Consider the following 16805-nt stretch of genomic DNA (forward strand, 5'->3'; position numbering starts at 1 on the left):
TCAAAACATCACAATACGCACAGCGATCAGTTAACAACTTTACAACTATTTACGAGCGCCAATTGTAGCGAACGTAAATTTTTTGGCGGTTCATCTGAATTTTGTATATTATCGTGCAAAATTAAGACTCAGATGTGATTAATTTTGGAGAGATGCAAATTGAACAGGATTCAAACGACGACCATAGGGCTAGCTATAGCACTGACCTTTCCAGCTACAGCACAAACCTTAGAGCAGGCCGTAGCGTTTACTTTAGAAAGTAACCCTGAAATTAAAAGTGCTTACAACGAATACATTAGTAAACGCTACCTGAACGATGCCTCTGGCGGTGCTTACCGTCCAAGTATCGATTTAGATGGTGGGATCGGTTATGAACATACCGACCTAGCAACTAATGCAGACACAACAGACCTTACTCGAAAAGAAGCAACGATTACGCTCACCCAACTGATTTGGGATGGCGCGAATACGTCAAATGATATAGATCGTACCGCGGCTGATGCAGAATCTGTGCGTTACCAATTGTTGTCTAATGCGCAAGATATCGCATTAGAAGTGACTAAAGTTTACCTCGATGCAGTAAAAGCATACGAAGTGCTTTCGCTTTCTGAGAACAATCTAGCGACACACAAAGAGATATACAGCGATATTCGTAAACGCGTTGAATCAGGTATTGGTTCAACAGCAGATATGTCTCAAGTAGAGGCTCGTATTGCAAAAGCACACGGCAACCTACTCGCGGCTCAAAATAACCTGTTTGATACCCACACTCAATTCAAGAGACTTGTTGGTCAATCTCCGCTAGGGCTAACCTTCCCTCGCGCTGATGCAGGAGCTATTCCATACACGGTCGATGGGGCCCTAGCAAAAGCTTTCAATCAACATCCAGTAATCAAGATAGCTCAAGCCGACGTTGATTCAGCAAAATTTCAATACAAACAATCGAAGAGCACCAACTACCCGACAGTTTCTTTTGAAGCGGCTCAAACCTGGCGCGATGATGCTGGCGGCACAGAAGGAAGTAGCGACGAGTTTTCTGCCATGGTTCGTTTAAGGTACAACCTTTACAACGGCGGTTCTGATCAAGACCGTGCGGAAAGTGCCGCTTACCAACTCAACAAGGCCAAAGACCTTCGCGAGAGCACTTACCGCAATGTAGAAGAGAGCTTGCGTCTTTCATGGAGCGCATTGGATTTGACCGTTCAACAGAAAGAGTTCCTATCTGACCACGTAGACTCAGCATCAGATACGGTTATCTCGTACGAGAAACAATACCGAATCGGTAAGCGAACCCTTCTCGATTTGCTTAACACTGAAAATGAGTTGTTTGAAGCTCGCAAAGGCTATTTGGATGCTAAGTATGACGAACAATACGCAAAATATCGCGTAATGAACGCAACGGGCAACCTGTTGATCGGTTTGCGAGTTGAAATCCCTGAAGAATGGAATGAGAAGGTGGAATATTAATGAAGCTTACAAACACAGTATTATCGCTTTGCTTCATGGTTGTATCTACCCATGCTTTGGCTGAAAACAATGAAGACGAATTTGAATATCGCGCTCTCCCGCCTGTCACTCAAATTTACGACCTGCAAGATGATGACAACGATGGCGTAATCAATGCACGTGATTTATGCCCAGATACGCAAATTGGTGCCGAGATAGATAACGACGGTTGTGGTTCATATGTCGAGTCATCTGAGAAGAAAGAGCTCCACATACTCTTCGCCAATAACTCTACGGAAATTAACCCAGCTTTCCTTACTCAGATACGCCAGATGGCTGCATTTTTGAAGCGTTACGAAAGCACGACCATCGAGTTACAAGGTTATGCCAGCAAGGTGGGTAATGCCGCACACAACTTGAAGCTCTCTAAACAACGAGCATCGAATGTAAGGCGCGCTCTGATCAGTAATGGTATTCAGCCTTCGAGAGTCAACATCGTTGGTCATGGTGATGTTGAATTTAGTAGTGATGACACCGAAATCAACCATGCGCTTCACCGAAAAGTGGTCGCTTCTGTGGCTGGATTCAAAGGTAACATCAAAGAAGAATGGCATATCTTCACTAAAATTAAAAAGTAGCTTCAATACTACTTTTACCATACCGAAACGTTATCTTAAGTTAACGTTTCAGTATGGTGATAATTCCTTGAATAGCATATACCTAAGCCGTCTATAATGTTAATCTTGCCTCGTTATCAACATAGAGAATTAATCCATGAGCAAACTAACAGCTGATACTCAAGCAAATCTAGAACTTTTCGTTTCTGAAACACAAGAAACTAAACTGGTATGGGGCCTTCGCAATGAAGAAGGTTGGCTAGCATGTGACTCAAGTGAATTCGAAAACAGCGAAGTGATGCCTTTCTGGTCTTCGAAAGAAGACGCTCAAACTCACAACGTTGAAGAGTGGGCTGACTTTGAAGTACTAGAAATTCCACTAGATATCTTTGTAGAAGATTGGTTACTGACTCTTGCTGAAGATGGCGTTCTTGTTGGTATTAACTGGAATGCAACACTAGAAGGCAAAGAGCTTGAGCCTTCTGATCTAGCGAAATTATACATCTAATTTCAAATATCGGTCGTGCGAACACGTACGGCCGATATACCTCTGATAATACTGGTTAAATTAGAGATCCACCTCGCACAACCTCCTACATACGCCACCCAAAAATTGAAGCAACATCAAATTAGTCATAGAATATCGTTCTTTATCTGATTGATACTTTCTTGTGATTCACTCTGCTTTCGTTACCTTTCTTCTTCTCATTAGTTTTAATTCTTATAGCCAAGTATCGACTTCAGATCGTGACCACAAGTCATCCATTTATTCTTCCAATTTAGACACTAACGCAACTCCAAACGCTGATTGGAATGCGCTTTACCTTTCGACTTTAAGCCACTCCCCTGAGCGCGCGTTAAACATGCTGCAAACACGCTATACGAGCTCAACGGCTTACGGAGATAAACTTTACCTATCGTCTCTTTTGTACCAATACATGAGCCACCGCGATCAACCATTCTATGGCATAGCTTCAAATGACAGCGAATATCAAGCAATTGAAGAAGCGTTTATTTCTGCTCTGATGAAAGACGGCAAAGGTCAATATGAAGAGGCACAACAAGGCTTTTTGACCCTATTAGCGAAGATGCAATCGCGCAGCGATTTAACGGGAAGAGCGCTACTGAAATACCAACTATGCCGATCCCTAAACGAGCAAGCGAAATACCATCAAGCGAACTACTACTGCTCCGCTCTTCAATCCGATCTGCATGACATTGCCGACCCAGTATTGCCAAAATTTGGGACTTATCGAGTCATCGCCAACAATCACCATTTCCGCAGTGACTATCAAGCAGCGCTGAACACCTACCTCTCATTGATTAATGTATTCCCACAAGGGCACGATATTTCAGGAATATACAATGATGTGGGCAATTTACTCAAAGAACTAAAGCAATACGATAAATCGGCGCAGTACTTAGAAGAAGCGCTGGTACTCAGGGCTGATGCTTCCGATTTAATGAAAGCTCAAGTGCATCATAGCTTAGCTGACCTGTATCTAAATCAAGGTCAAAATGATTTAGCGATTACCCATTTTAAGCAAGCTAAAGTGTTACTGAGTGCATCATCTCATAGCTACGGTATCGCTCTAACCAACCTTGGTTTGGGTAAGGCTTACACACAAACCAATGACTATGATCTAGCAAGAAACTATTTAGTCGACTCTCTTTCTGCTTCCAACGAGCTCAACAACGATGTCATTCGAATCAACGCTTATTTGGCAATCAGCGATATGTTCGAAGAGCAAAAACTAGTGGAAGAAGCGCTCAATTATGCGCAACAAGCGTTAGAGTTAGCTGAACAAGTTACTAGACATAAACACATCGCAGGAGCTCTTCTTCAACTTTCTGATATTCATCAATCACTGGGCAATTACCAGCAAGCGTTTTACTTCTACCAACGCTACTCGTCCATACAGATGGAAGCACGAGACATTGATAACCGATTAGCCTTTGAAGCACTGGACCTGACGCACGCAAAATATGAGCAAGAGTTAGAAAGCTCCTTTCTGACACATCAGACGAAACTCGACCGCCTTCAAATTGAAAAGATGGAACATCAAAGGTGGATGTACAACATCATTGTGATTCTGTTGTTATGTGCTGCGAGCTTTACGGTATTGGTAAACAGAACCGTTCGAGCGAAGGCAGCCATTGACGCTATGACAAAAGCGTACGGTCGCACCGAAATAATACGGAGAATTAAGCGAGTAAAACGCTGTCCAGGAAAGGAAAAGCAACACGTGCTTGTTTTGCTCGACCTAGATAAGTTTAAAAAGATAAATGACCAACATGGCCACCCTACTGGCGACAAAGCACTGGTTCATGTTAGTCAGCAAATAAGAAAGCACTTAATGAATGGTGAATTGTTTGGCCGTTTAGGCGGCGAAGAGTTTGTCATCATGCTGACCGATACAAAGCCTTCTGAAGTACGGGAGCGTGTTGAGGAGTTGCACTACGCCATATCAAGCACTGTCTTCTTATCAGAAAGCAAAAAGCCACTTAATGTGACCGCGAGCTTTGCTTACCTAGCAACCTCAAACGCATTAAGTGACTTTGATGACTTGTACTCAGTTCTTGACCAAGCACTTTATCAAGCGAAGAGTAATGGCCGGAACTGTATCATCGATGCCTATAACGACCCAATAGACTTACCTGATTTTATTTATTCTCAGCCTGTTTGCGAACCAACTCAGCCATGATGCTTTCGCGGTCACCGAGGTAATCATTAAGGCCGACTTTACGTAATTCACACGCAGGACAATCGCCACAACCATCACCAATAATGCCGTTGTAGCAAGTCAGGGTTTTGTTGCGAACAAGCTCAAGTGCTGAGTATTGGTCGGCCAACGCCCATGTCTCAGCCTTGTTCAGCCACATCAGTGGTGTTTTGATATTAAGTTGCTTGTCCATGCCTTGCACTAACGCAGAATTCATCGCCTTCACGAAGTCATTGCGACAATCAGGATAGCCAGAGAAGTCTGTTTCACACACACCGGTAATCACAGTTTCAGCGCCGATCTGGTACGCGTAAATACCTGCCAGCGTTAAGAAAAGAATATTACGACCAGGAACGAATGAGTTCGGTAAACCATTCTCTTGAAGCTCGTGTGATACAGGAATATCATCACGTGTTAGAGAGCTGATCGCTAGCTCATTCAACAGAGTCACATCCATCACTTTGTGTGCTTTCACACCCAGTTCTTTTGACAATGACTCAGCCACTTCAATCTCTAGTCGGTGGCGCTGACCATAATCAAATGTAATTGCATGAACTTCGTCATACTCTTTTAATGCTTGAACAAGACATGTTGTTGAGTCTTGACCACCACTGAATACTACAACTGCTTTTTTCATTTTCATTCCTACCTAAAACTGACGAAATCTAACCAACTATGCGATCTAACCAACTACGCGATGCTCAAATACTTGTGAGTTTGGATTGATAAGCGCCAATTGCGCTCAATGCAGGTATCAATACAAAGCTGCGTCGCACGATCTTTTTGGCTAATCGGTTGCAATGCGATCACAGTGTCGCTCGAAACATCCGCTCGCTCTAATAAACCATCTAGCTGTTCGATGTCTTTTCCGGTACCTACTGGGTGTTTAATCTCATTAGCGCGTTGTAAGGCACTGTCTAAAATTTCCAGTTTCGCTTTCATTGCCACTTTCGGTGACACCGTAACCCAAGTGTCACTTGTTGCTTTCACTTCTGACGTACCGCTGGTCTCAATCTGACAACGACAACCGTGTTGCTCAAACGCTTCAGTGAGAGGGACAAGATCATAAATGCACGGCTCACCGCCAGTAATCACAATGTGCTTAGCCGTGTAACCTTGCTTGATGTATTCATTGACGATTCCTTGGGCATCAATGGCTGACCAAGTTGGTGAATCCTCTGTCTTAACCATGATATCACCAAGGCTAGTTTCATCTTCTGGCAATGCTTCCCAAGTCTGTTTGGTGTCACACCAAGAACAGCCAACTGGGCAAATTTGCAGACGAACAAAAACAGCAGGAACGCCAGTAAACACGCCCTCGCCTTGGATGGTTTCAAACATTTCATTAATCTTGTACAACTTTCCCTCAGCTCAATCATTTGATGAAATTAATCAACCGCAGACCTTAAAGCACTTACCTCTTTTGGTCAAACAAATGAGTACTGATAAATCAGTTGATCAAAGCCCTAGCCTGAAGTTTCAAGTTCCCTTATCCTTTCGCCCATTAGATTTCGTTAGCTTTTAATTTTTTAGTAAGGAACAACATGTACAAACTGATTGCTCTTGATATGGATGGCACACTGCTTAACAGTGAAAAAGTGATTTCTCAAGAAAACAAAGATGCGATTGCTAAAGCTCGTGCTGCAGGTGTGAAAGTGGTTTTGGCTTCTGGTCGCCCTTTAGAAGGCATGCAGAGTAAGCTAGATGAGCTATCAATCAACGGCGAAGATGACTTTGTACTCTTCTACAATGGCTCTATGGTTCAGAATGTGTCGACAAAAGAGATCATTCACAGCGAGATCAGCAATGGTAAAGCCGCGAAAGAAATCGCAGCACTTGCTAAGCAACTTGGTGGTTACGTTCATGCATTCAGCAAGGTTCATGGTTTAATTACGCCAGAGAACAACGAATACACCGGCATTGAAGCGCGCATTAATGGTTTACAAATTACCGAGTTCGACTTTTCTCAACTAGAAGACGATCACGAAATCATCAAGACCATGATTGTTGCTGAGCCAAGCAAGTTGACCGAAATCATCAGCAAGTTGCCACAAGAACTTAAGACTCAGTTTACCATCGTGCAAAGTGCACCCTTCTTCTTAGAGTTCTTAAATCCAAATTCGAACAAAGGTGTGGGTATTGAAGCAATCGCTAAGCACTTGGGTATTAAAGCAGAAGAAGTGATCTGTATGGGAGACGCTGAGAACGACCACCATATGCTTGAATACGCGGGCCTTGGGATTGCAATGGATAACGCAATGGAAGAAACCAAGAAGCTAGCTGACTATATTACATCAAGCAATGATGACCATGGCGTAGCTGTTGCGATTGAAAAGTTTATCTTCAACTCGTAAGCATTCGATATCGTATCGTTAAAACAAAGAAGGCTGTGCAGTGCACAGCCTTCTTTTATTTAACACGAGTAGTTTAGCTATTTCCTAGCCCAAGGTAGACGAAATGCGACAACACCAAATAGAATCAATATTGGAAAACGTAACGTTTCGACAAGAAATGAAGCGATGCCACTAAAAGAGACAAAGCTCCCAGCCCAACTGATCAACAGGTTACCAGCAAGTAACATCGCAATAACCCCAACCACGACCTTGAATGAGAACTGACCAACCAAAGGTTTTGAATCCGTTAACGTCACCAAACAAGCAATCGTCATCAAAATAGCTACCCAGAATGAGAAGGTTGGCAGTGGCCAGATAACGGTTAGAACAATTGATAGTAGGCACAGCCCCCACCAGACGCCTTTAGAGCTCAATAACACACTGATATCAACATCAGGCTTGGTATCTAACCTCACGATATGCCACGTTGTTAAGGCACCTAATATGCCTCCCATCAAGACATCGCTAAAGAAAGCACTGCCTGAGTAAGACTTAAACAACATAATCCAAAGCAGACCTGCGAGCACAATCAACAAGGATTTTTGCTCAAACAGGCGTTTAAGCTTCCAAAGCACCAACAAAGTTAAACTAACCCATAGAGCCGCTAGTTGGCTTGGAAAGCTATAGCCACTGCTCATCACCAATTTCAACGTTGGAAGATAAGCGTGCGGACGTGGGAAACCAAAGCCTTGGTGCGCGATTAGCGTAAGCAGTGTCACAGATATCAACGTGAAACCAAACTTCAATGCGAAATTACGGCCAAAATGCCAAGCAATTAACGGCAAGATGATGATGAAAACCCAAGGCTTTGCGAGTAAGTCAGTCAGAAGTACCGTGTTAGAAAACACACTCGGTAAATTATCGAACGTGTTTTGAAGTGAAACAATCCAGTTCAATTCAACTTGGTGAACTTTCGGCGCAGCGCCCACCAGCTCAGTAACATAAGTCACTGGTTGATCAGTCGCGGAAAGAAACAGTTCGTTAATCTCAGACCACTGTTCTGGGTAACGATACTGGTTTGCTTCCAACTCAGTAGGAGGAAGTAACATCGCTCTGCTGACCTCGACTCCATAGTGAGGAGCAAACCAGATAGGAAGTTCAAAACCACCTAGCTCATTTCGAGCTTGATAGCTGATCACTTCAGAATCAGAGACACAATCAAACACAACGGCGCTATCGGTGTAACCCAGCACATCACCAACAGTAACGGACAAACCGGCCTCTTCCCAAGTTTCACGTTGCGCTGCAATCGCTGGCGGCTCACCAGAAACAACCGTGCCACCCGGTAGAGATAATTGACCTGTGATCAGTTCATCAACCAACACAATTTGGTTATCAGCACGCACTACACATAAGGCGCCCGCAATATGATCAGGCAAGTTGTTGCTCGCCCAAGCGGAAGTAGTACTCAAAAGAGAAATAATAAGAACTAATAAATATCGAATAACCAACGAATTTACCTAAAAATAATAGAAAAAAATAAAGACTGCTAATGCATCGAGCCTAGGGTCTGCTGATCTTTTGTGGTGAAATTTTGTTCGAGATAAAATCGTTTTAGGCGCGGCGAAGAGTATGTAGCCTAGTCATTCTAAGCAAATAGTCTTCAACAAAGAATAAAACGGTTTTAGCCGAACCCTTCGGGCAGCATTTGTGGTTCATTTCTAATGCATTATCGGTTTTCATCTAGGCTAGCTATATATCAAAGCCGCTGCCTTGTATGAATTCCCCACAAAGTGCTGCAAAAATCAGCGCGGAAGGTCAACAGACCCTATTGTAATTAAATCCACATAAAATCGCTGTCTATGTTTTGTTCAAAGCCTTCCTCATCCACTGAATGTGAGGTGTGAACCCCATTTTTCGATAGAAGTCCTTGGCAGGTGAATTAAAGTCCCAAACCTCAACAAAAACCTGAGTCACGCCGTAGTCTTCAAAAGTAGACTCGACACGATTAAACAGCATCTGGGCGACTTCTGCTTTTCGGTATTCTGGCAAAACAAAAAGCTCATCGACACTGCCCATCTGAACCGGTTTACTCACAGTAGAGATAAGCTCGCAAAAATGCCCCGAAATGAAACCAACAATCAGTTCACCTCTTAACGCCACATACACCAAACATTCAGGATCATCTAAGTATCTTGCAATACTCTTCTCCTGCTCTATCTCTTCTGCTGTTTTAAAATGCTCAGGACAAGCAATGTGATGATGGTGATGAAGATCGAACATTAACTCGTTAAGTTGTTCGAGATCGGTATGCTTTGCAGCCCTTAAAGTGACGTTCATGACAAGTACGCTTCTTAAACCCAATTAATATCTAAACAGAGTCTAGTTTACTTGCAGTGAGTATCTATACAAGTTATTGAATTAATTCGTTGTTTGAACTGAGTGTTTTAAATACAAAAATGGCCACATAAAGTGACCATTTTTGATTTAATTAATTAAGCGTGAATCAGAAAGCTGACTTTATGCACCGTTGTCGTCTTTCTCTTCTTTGAGGTCAGCAAGCTGCTGCTCCAGTTCAATGAGCTTAATTTCTGCTTCGACTTCTGCAACTCGCTTTTCAGCGTCAGTACGATTGTCTTGTGCTAGGCCGTCTGCCGTCACTTGAGTTCGTTGAGCATTTCTCGCGTCGTCTGTATCTTTCATAGAACCCGCAACACCGCCAGTCACACCACCCAACGCAGCGCCTTTCACGGCTAGGCTCGCGTCTCCAGTCAACGCGCCAGCTGTCGCTCCTAGTAAAGCACCACCAACTGCGCCACGGTTACGTGCTGCGTTTTCATTTTCGTTATCCATTGCTGGTGATGCACAACCAGAAAGAGTCACAATCAGTGTCGCTAAAAGGAAAGGTTTAGTGAATTTCATAGGAGTCTCGCTTAGTTCTTCGTTTGGAATGAAGCCATCTTAAATAGAAGCGTTATCGAGATAAATAAAGCCAAGTTTAGACGATACATAATATTCAGCTATGTATCATTCAACCAACACATAGTTGAAACCTGACATATACCTTGAATAAAATTTGATACATACAAAACAAAAAAGCGACCATTAAGGTCGCCTCGATAGTTCTTCTTTATAACATTCAGATTTAGCTTTTAACCTTGCGACCAAAAGCTTTTCATATCCACTACGCTAGCAGGCGGCCTTACACCACAATCTCGATAATGATGTTTATCACCTATTCCGAGAATCTTACCATTTTCCTCATCAATCATGGCCGCAACTTGAACACCGTCACCGACATGACGAGTCAGCACAACGGTTTCGCCCGCTCTTTGCGATTTCACTGCGCCTAAAATTTGATACTCAAAGCGGCCTTTCCTTGAATTCACAATCATCTTGGAGTTAATTGGGTCTGCCTCATAGCCAACACCAATATCAAACACGGCTTGATACAAATTGACACCCGTCTTGGAGACACACTTAAATATCTTGGGGTGGCTTAAAGGCTCTAACAAAGCTCGACTCGCTTCATCCTTTGAAATACCGGCGTTTGCAGCACCACTAACCAGTAAAGTAATCAACAAAAAGTAAGCTCGCATAAAAAGACCTCATTATTTGTATTTCATAATGAGGTCATAGTAAATGCGATGAATAGTGAGATGAATAAAGCAGAGTTTAGACGAAACATCACGCCTAGTTATACTTCACCAAACCAAGGGCTAATTGAAAAGCCAAGTCACACCCAGACTCAACCTCACCTTTACTTGCCGAGCTTTTCTGCAATTTCCGTTAAGCTTGTTGGGTCATCAATGGTTGAAGGCACCACGTATTGTTCACCTTCGGCTATTTGTCGGATAGTTCTTCGTAAGATCTTGCCAGAGCGAGTTTTTGGTAGCCTTTCGACGACTAAGGCTTGCTTAAAACATGCGACAGCACCAATCTCATTTCGAACCTTACCCACTAGCTCAGCTTGAAGATCTTCGCCATCCACTTTCACGCCATCTTTCAGAACAACTAACCCAAGAGGAAGCTGACCTTTTAATTCATCGTGAATACCAACCACGGCACATTCAGCGATGGCAGGGTGGCCACCAACAATCTCCTCCATTTCACCAGTAGACAAACGATGCCCTGCGACATTTATAACATCATCAATTCGTCCCATGATAAATAGATAACCTTCTTCATCGAGATAACCACCATCCCCCGAGACATAATAACTTGGGAATTGACTTAAATAACCCGATTCAAACCTATCATGGTTGCGCCATACGGTAGGTAAACAACCAGGTGGAAGCGGTCGTTTGAGTGCGACGAAGCCTTGTTGATTAGCGACAACAGGCTCACCCAACTCATTGAGGATCTCCACTTGGTAACCCGGCACAGGTTTGGTTGAAGAGCCCGCTTTCACAGGTAGAGACTCAAGTCCTGTCGGGTTAGCGGAGATAGCCCACCCTGTCTCGGTTTGCCACCAATGGTCAATAACCGGTTTGCTCGTATGAGATTCAACCCAATCCAATGTTGGCGGATCTAAACGCTCGCCAGCCATGAAGATCGACTTGAGTGATGATAAGTCATACTTGATGAGCAACTCACCTTCTGGGTCTTCCTTCTTAATCGCTCTGAATGCCGTTGGCGCCGAGAACAACACATTGACGTTGTACTCTTCACACACTCGCCAGAACGCACCCGGATCAGGTGTTCTGACTGGCTTACCTTCAAACAGAATCGTGGTACAGCCATGAATCAATGGTGCGTAGACTATATAGGAATGCCCAACGACCCAACCCACATCGGAAGCCGCCCAAAACACACCATCTTGCGGCATGTCATAGATGGTACTCATCGAGTATTTCATCGCGACCGCGTGACCGCCATTATCACGAACCACGCCTTTTGGTTTGCCTGTCGTACCCGAGGTATAGAGAATATATAACGGGTCGGTTGCCAAAACAGGTACACACTCATGAGGCTCCGCGCCTGCAACGGCTTGTTGCCAATGCAAATCACGCTCGTTGTTTAACTCTGCAAGGCATTGCTCTCTTTGGAACACTACGACTTTTTCAGGCTTCCAACGACTATCCATGATTGCTCTATCAACCATCGGCTTATACGGTAAAACCTTGTTAATTTCGATACCACATGAGGCGGTAATCAATACTTTAGGTTCAGCATCTTCAATTCGAACCGCAAGCTCATGAGGAGCAAACCCACCGAACACCACAGAGTGCACTGCTCCTAACCGAGCACAGGCTAACATTGCCATAGCTGATTCAGGAATCATTGGCATGTAGATGACTACACGATCGCCTTTGGTGACGCCCTGTTCTGCCAACATACCAGCGGTCTTCGCCACTTGCTCGCGAAGCTCATTGTAGCTGTAAGAAGACTTAATACCCGTGACTGGCGAATCGTAAATCAGTGCGACCTTATCACCACGGCCATTTTCACAATGATAATCCAACGCCAACCAGCAAGTGTTCATCACCCCATCAGGAAACCAGCGTTCAATACCGTTATCGTCCGTTTGTAATATTTTTTTTGGAGACTCAAACCAATCAATGGCTTGTGATTGTGTTTCCCAGAACGATTTTGGGTCTTCCCTCGCCCATTGATACTCGGTGATGTAATCCGTTTTTCTAGTCATTCGATTTGTAGCAGACATAGTGCCTCCTCCATGATTTATCCATTTCCCAAGCGCCTAGTCTCTGGCAGTAGCACTTGGTTGCACTCTTTTCTCAGCGTTGTTTTCAGAACCTTTAACCGTTCACGACAATCGCTTTACTTGGGAAAAGGCACACGAACGGCACCTTCCATGATCACTCGGGCACTACGACTCATAATCGCCCTCTCGATTTTCCATCCACTTTCTGTCTCTAGCGCTTTAGCTCCGACCTTTAGCGTTCCTGATGGGTGACCAAAAGTCACAAAGTCGCGGGGTCCACTTCCCACCGCTAAATTCACTAGCGTACCCGGAACGCTCGCTGCTGAAGCAATCGCAACCGCAGCAGTACCCATCATGGCGTGATGCAACTGCCCCATAGACAAAGCACGGACCAACAAATCAGTATCATCCGTAGCAACTGACTTGCCACTTGAAGCTTGATACGCTTGAGGTTTAGCAACAAAGGCAACCTTTGGGGTGTGCTGGCGTGATTCGGCTTGTTCTAACGACTCAATAAGTCCCATCGCAACCGCGCCATGCGCTCGGATAGATTCAAACAATGCCAAAGCGTTTGGATCGCTATTGATATCTGATTGAAGCTCAGTGCCTTGATATCCAACCGATTCCGCATCAACAAAAATGGTCGGTATTCCAGCATTAATGTAAGTCGTTTTAATGCAACCTAGCTCCGGAACATCTAAGAAGTCGACAACATTCCCTGTTGGAAACATCGACCCACTCGCGTCTGCTGGGTCTAGGAAATCAACTTGGATTTCAGCAGCGGGAAAAGTAACACCATCGAGTTCAAAATCTCCCAATTCTTGGACTTCACCATCCACGATAGGCACATGAACAATGATGGTTTTCTCTATGTTCACTTGCCACACTCGCACCTCAACCACACCGTTTTTCGGAATACGGCTTGAATTCACCAAACCACTATGAATAGCAAATGGACCAACCGCCGCAGACAAGTTCCCGCAGTTACCACTCCAATCGACAAATGGCTTATCAATAGCTACCTGCCCAAAGAGGTAATCAACATCGTGACCAGCTTTACCACTCTTCGACACAATGACGGTTTTACTGGTACTGGACGTCGCACCGCCCATGCCATCGGTTTGCTTACCATAAGGATCAGGGCTGCCACTCACACGCAGAAGAAACTCGTCTCTCGCTTGCCCCGCAACTTGCGCCGCTTCTGGTAAGTCATTCAAGCAGAAGAAAACACCTTTGCTGGTTCCTCCACGCATATAAGTTGCCGAGACTTTTATCTGTTTCATATTCATCACAGGCTCCTATTGCGCAAGAAAGTCTTTAGCAAAGCGTTGTAATACGCCACCAGCGCTATACACATTTACTTCGTCTGCCGTGTCTAGTCGGCAGGTCACTGACACATCAAGTTTTTGACCATCTTTACGAGTAATCACCAACGCCAAATCTGAACCCGCTTGGATGTCGCCATATACATCGTAAAGTTCGGTACCGTCGAGTTCTAGGGTGTTGCGATCTGTTCCTACTTTGAATTGCAAAGGCAAGACGCCCATACCGACTAAGTTAGTTCTGTGGATGCGTTCAAAGCCTTCAGCAACAATCACTTCAACACCCGCTAAGCGGACTCCTTTAGCCGCCCAGTCGCGTGATGAACCTTGTCCATAGTCTGCACCTGCAACAACAATCAAAGGTTGTTTACGGTTCATGTAGGTTTCTATCGCTTCCCACATGCGAGTTACTTGTCCCTCTGGCTCAACTCGTGCCAATGAACCTTGCACCACGCTTCCTGACTCTGTGACCATTTCGTTGAACAATTTCGGGTTAGCAAAGGTCGCTCTTTGTGCTGTTAGATGGTCGCCTCGGTGAGTCGCGTAAGAGTTAAAGTCCTCTTCTGGTACTTCCATTTTGGCGAGGTATTCACCTGCCGCACTTGAGGCTAGAATCGCATTTGATGGCGATAGGTGATCGGTGGTGATGTTGTCACCTAAGATCGCTAACGGTCTCATACCAGAAAGGCTTCGTTCACCCGCCAGTGCTCCTTCCCAATAAGGCGGTCTACGAATATAAGTGCTCTTAGGTCGCCAATCGTACAGCGGATCACTGCTTAACTGCTCATTATCTGGCTGGAACATTTTCACGTAAATTTGTTGGAACTGTTGTGGTTTAACATGCTCGCCAACAACCGCATCGATCTCTGCATCACTTGGCCACAAATCACTTAGGTAGATTGGCTTACCGTTGTTGTCTGTACCCAAACTGTCTTTCTCAATATCAAAGCGAATCGTACCTGCTAAGGCATAAGCAACCACCAATGGTGGTGAGGCTAGAAAGGCTTGTTTGGCATAGGGATGGATTCGACCATCAAAGTTTCGATTTCCTGATAGTACCGCTGTGGAATAGAGGTCGCGGTCAATGATCTCTTGTTGAATTTCAGGATCCAACGCCCCGCTCATACCGTTACAAGTTGTGCATGCATAGCCGACAATGCCGAAACCCAGCTGTTCCAGCTCAGGGAGCAAACCTGCTGACTCTAAATAGAGCTTAGCAACCTTAGAACCCGGAGCAAATGACGTTTTCACCCATGGCTTGCGAACCAAACCAAGTTGATTGGCTTTTTTAGCTACTAGCCCTGCCGCCACTACGTTTCTTGGGTTACTGGTATTGGTACATGAGGTAATCGCCGCGATGATAACCGCGCCATCTGGCATTTGGTCATCGCTATATTGTTCAGCGTGTTGCTCTTTCCAAGAAGCTTGGCTGATGCCTTGCTGGGCAAGTTCACTGGTTGGTAAGCGGCGATGAGGATTCGAAGGCCCTGCGAGGTTTCGCTCAACTTTAGATAAATCAAACTCGAGTACACGCTCATAATGAGCAGAATCGAGATCATCCGCCCATAGTCCTGTTTGCTTAGCGTAAAGCTCGACCAATTCAACTTGCTCAGGATCACGACCCGTCAACTTAAGGTATTGAATTGTCTGCTCATCAATGTAGAACATGCCTGCCGTCGCACCGTATTCAGGCGTCATGTTTGAGATAGTCGCACGGTCACCAATAGTCAGTGCACGAGCACCTTCACCGAAGAATTCTAAGTAGCTTGAAACCACCCTTTCATTACGAAGAAACTCAGTAATTGCGAGCACAATATCGGTTGCTGTAATGCCTTCCTGTCGCTGACCGGTTAGTTTAACGCCCACGATATCTGGCAAACGCATCATCGACGGGCGACCGAGCATTACCGTCTCCGCTTCCAATCCACCCACACCAATTGCAATAACACCCAACGCATCAACATGAGGAGTATGGCTATCGGTACCAACACAGGTATCTGGGAACGCGATACCTGCTTTGGATTGAATAACCGGAGACATCTTTTCGAGGTTAATCTGGTGCATAATTCCATTACCCGCAGGAATCACACTGACGTTTTTAAACGCCGTTTTACACCATTCAATGAAATGAAAACGGTCTTCGTTTCGACGCTCTTCAATCGCGCGGTTTTTATCAAACGCTTCGCTATCAAAACCAGCATGTTCCACGGCTAAAGAGTGGTCTACAATCAGTTGGGTTTCGACTACTGGGTTTACTTTGGCAGGGTCTCCACCTTGGTCAGCAATCGCATCTCGTAAGCCCGCTAAATCTACTAAAGCGGTTTGACCCAGAATGTCATGACACACGACACGCGCTGGATACCAAGGAAAATCTAAGTCGCTCTTACGCTCAATGATCTGTTTTAAGCTATCTTCTAGAGCAGCTGGATCACAGCGTCTTACCAATTGCTCCGCCAATACTCTCGACGTATACGGCAAGGTTTTATAGCTGCCCGGAGATATCGCATCTACCGCTTCACGGGCATCGAAATATTCTAAGCAAGATCCCGGTAGAGCCTTTCTGTATTGGCTATTCTCAAGGCCTGCATTTTTATCAAGGTTCGGGTTATTCTCAATTTTCACATCAGACATACATCCACCATTATCTGTTAAATTCTATTCGTTGTTTCTTGAGGTCTTGTCCTATGGAGACAGAAATC

The 16805-nt window shown here is 44.7% G+C and carries 14 protein-coding genes; 5 read left to right on the forward strand and 9 right to left on the reverse strand.

What is annotated here, in order from left to right:
- Positions 1-201 precede the first annotated feature (201 nt).
- The 4 genes from L0992_08790 to L0992_08805 all read left to right on the forward strand — a co-directional run bounded on the left by L0992_08790 (position 202) and on the right by L0992_08805 (position 4768).
- The gene (locus tag L0992_08790) at positions 202-1467 is read left to right on the forward strand and encodes a TolC family outer membrane protein (protein ID XGB68711.1); all 1266 of its coding nucleotides are present in this window, start codon (positions 202-204) and stop codon (positions 1465-1467) included.
- Positions 1467-2084, forward strand: a complete 618-nt coding sequence (locus L0992_08795; protein XGB65824.1) for an OmpA family protein — start codon at positions 1467-1469, stop codon at positions 2082-2084. The genes L0992_08790 and L0992_08795 overlap by 1 nt, the downstream gene beginning before the upstream one ends.
- Positions 2085-2220: 136 nt before the next feature.
- Entirely contained in the window at positions 2221-2571 is a 351-nt protein-coding gene (locus tag L0992_08800; GenBank protein ID XGB65825.1) for a DUF2750 domain-containing protein, read from the forward strand.
- Positions 2572-2734: 163 nt separating this feature from the next.
- Positions 2735-4768 (forward strand): diguanylate cyclase, encoded by a 2034-nt coding sequence (locus L0992_08805; GenBank protein ID XGB65826.1) that lies wholly within the window; start codon positions 2735-2737, stop codon positions 4766-4768.
- On the opposite strand, the gene queC is transcribed toward L0992_08805, so the two are convergent.
- Both queC and queE read right to left on the reverse strand, forming a co-directional pair.
- Entirely contained in the window at positions 4728-5423 is a 696-nt protein-coding gene (queC, locus tag L0992_08810; GenBank protein ID XGB65827.1) for a 7-cyano-7-deazaguanine synthase QueC, read from the reverse strand. The two genes, L0992_08805 and queC, sit on opposite strands and share 41 nt — an antisense overlap.
- Positions 5424-5476: 53 nt before the next feature.
- On the reverse strand, positions 5477-6127 hold the full coding sequence (queE, locus tag L0992_08815) for a 7-carboxy-7-deazaguanine synthase QueE (protein XGB65828.1): 651 nt from the start codon (positions 6125-6127) through the stop codon (positions 5477-5479).
- A gap of 203 nt (positions 6128-6330) precedes the next feature.
- Between queE and L0992_08820 the strand changes: the two genes are divergently transcribed.
- The gene (locus L0992_08820; GenBank protein XGB65829.1) at positions 6331-7140 is read left to right on the forward strand and encodes a Cof-type HAD-IIB family hydrolase; all 810 of its coding nucleotides are present in this window, start codon (positions 6331-6333) and stop codon (positions 7138-7140) included.
- 77 nt (positions 7141-7217) lie between these two features.
- Here the strand turns inward: L0992_08820 and L0992_08825 are convergent, their stop codons facing one another.
- The 7 genes from L0992_08825 to acnD all read right to left on the reverse strand — a co-directional run bounded on the left by L0992_08825 (position 7218) and on the right by acnD (position 16737).
- On the reverse strand, positions 7218-8630 hold the full coding sequence (locus L0992_08825) for a phosphatase PAP2 family protein (GenBank protein ID XGB65830.1): 1413 nt from the start codon (positions 8628-8630) through the stop codon (positions 7218-7220).
- Positions 8631-8979: 349 nt separating this feature from the next.
- A complete protein-coding gene (locus tag L0992_08830) occupies positions 8980-9459 on the reverse strand; it encodes a GNAT family N-acetyltransferase (protein ID XGB65831.1) in 480 nt (159 codons plus the stop codon).
- Between the two features lie 180 nt (positions 9460-9639).
- On the reverse strand, positions 9640-10041 hold the full coding sequence (locus tag L0992_08835; GenBank protein XGB65832.1) for a glycine zipper domain-containing protein: 402 nt from the start codon (positions 10039-10041) through the stop codon (positions 9640-9642).
- Positions 10042-10271: 230 nt separating this feature from the next.
- On the reverse strand, positions 10272-10718 hold the full coding sequence (locus tag L0992_08840) for a hypothetical protein (protein ID XGB65833.1): 447 nt from the start codon (positions 10716-10718) through the stop codon (positions 10272-10274).
- 161 nt (positions 10719-10879) lie between these two features.
- Positions 10880-12784, reverse strand: coding sequence for a propionyl-CoA synthetase (locus L0992_08845; GenBank protein XGB65834.1), 1905 nt, complete (start codon positions 12782-12784; stop codon positions 10880-10882).
- 116 nt (positions 12785-12900) lie between these two features.
- Positions 12901-14073: a 2-methylaconitate cis-trans isomerase PrpF gene (prpF, locus tag L0992_08850; GenBank protein ID XGB65835.1), complete on the reverse strand. Its 1173-nt coding sequence runs from the start codon at positions 14071-14073 to the stop codon at positions 12901-12903.
- Between the two features lie 9 nt (positions 14074-14082).
- Entirely contained in the window at positions 14083-16737 is a 2655-nt protein-coding gene (acnD, locus tag L0992_08855) for a Fe/S-dependent 2-methylisocitrate dehydratase AcnD (GenBank protein ID XGB65836.1), read from the reverse strand.
- Positions 16738-16805: the final 68 nt, after the last annotated feature.

Source organism: Vibrio pomeroyi, assembly GCA_041879425.1.
Classification (GTDB): Bacteria; Pseudomonadota; Gammaproteobacteria; order Enterobacterales; family Vibrionaceae; genus Vibrio; species Vibrio pomeroyi_A.

Bases quoted from the DNA above. Each gene is read 5' to 3' on its own strand.
- L0992_08795 (XGB65824.1), top strand. From the start codon at position 1,467: ATGAAGCTTACAAACACAGTATTATCGCTTTGCTTCATGGTTGTATCT.
- L0992_08800 (XGB65825.1), top strand. From the start codon at position 2,221: ATGAGCAAACTAACAGCTGATACTCAAGCAAATCTAGAACTTTTCGTT.
- queC (XGB65827.1), bottom strand. From the start codon at position 5,423: ATGAAAAAAGCAGTTGTAGTATTCAGTGGTGGTCAAGACTCAACAACA.
- queE (XGB65828.1), bottom strand. From the start codon at position 6,127: ATGTTTGAAACCATCCAAGGCGAGGGCGTGTTTACTGGCGTTCCTGCT.
- L0992_08820 (XGB65829.1), top strand. From the start codon at position 6,331: ATGTACAAACTGATTGCTCTTGATATGGATGGCACACTGCTTAACAGT.
- L0992_08830 (XGB65831.1), bottom strand. From the start codon at position 9,459: ATGAACGTCACTTTAAGGGCTGCAAAGCATACCGATCTCGAACAACTT.
- L0992_08835 (XGB65832.1), bottom strand. From the start codon at position 10,041: ATGAAATTCACTAAACCTTTCCTTTTAGCGACACTGATTGTGACTCTT.
- L0992_08840 (XGB65833.1), bottom strand. From the start codon at position 10,718: ATGCGAGCTTACTTTTTGTTGATTACTTTACTGGTTAGTGGTGCTGCA.
- L0992_08845 (XGB65834.1), bottom strand. From the start codon at position 12,784: ATGTCTGCTACAAATCGAATGACTAGAAAAACGGATTACATCACCGAG.
- prpF (XGB65835.1), bottom strand. From the start codon at position 14,073: ATGAATATGAAACAGATAAAAGTCTCGGCAACTTATATGCGTGGAGGA.
- acnD (XGB65836.1), bottom strand. From the start codon at position 16,737: ATGTCTGATGTGAAAATTGAGAATAACCCGAACCTTGATAAAAATGCA.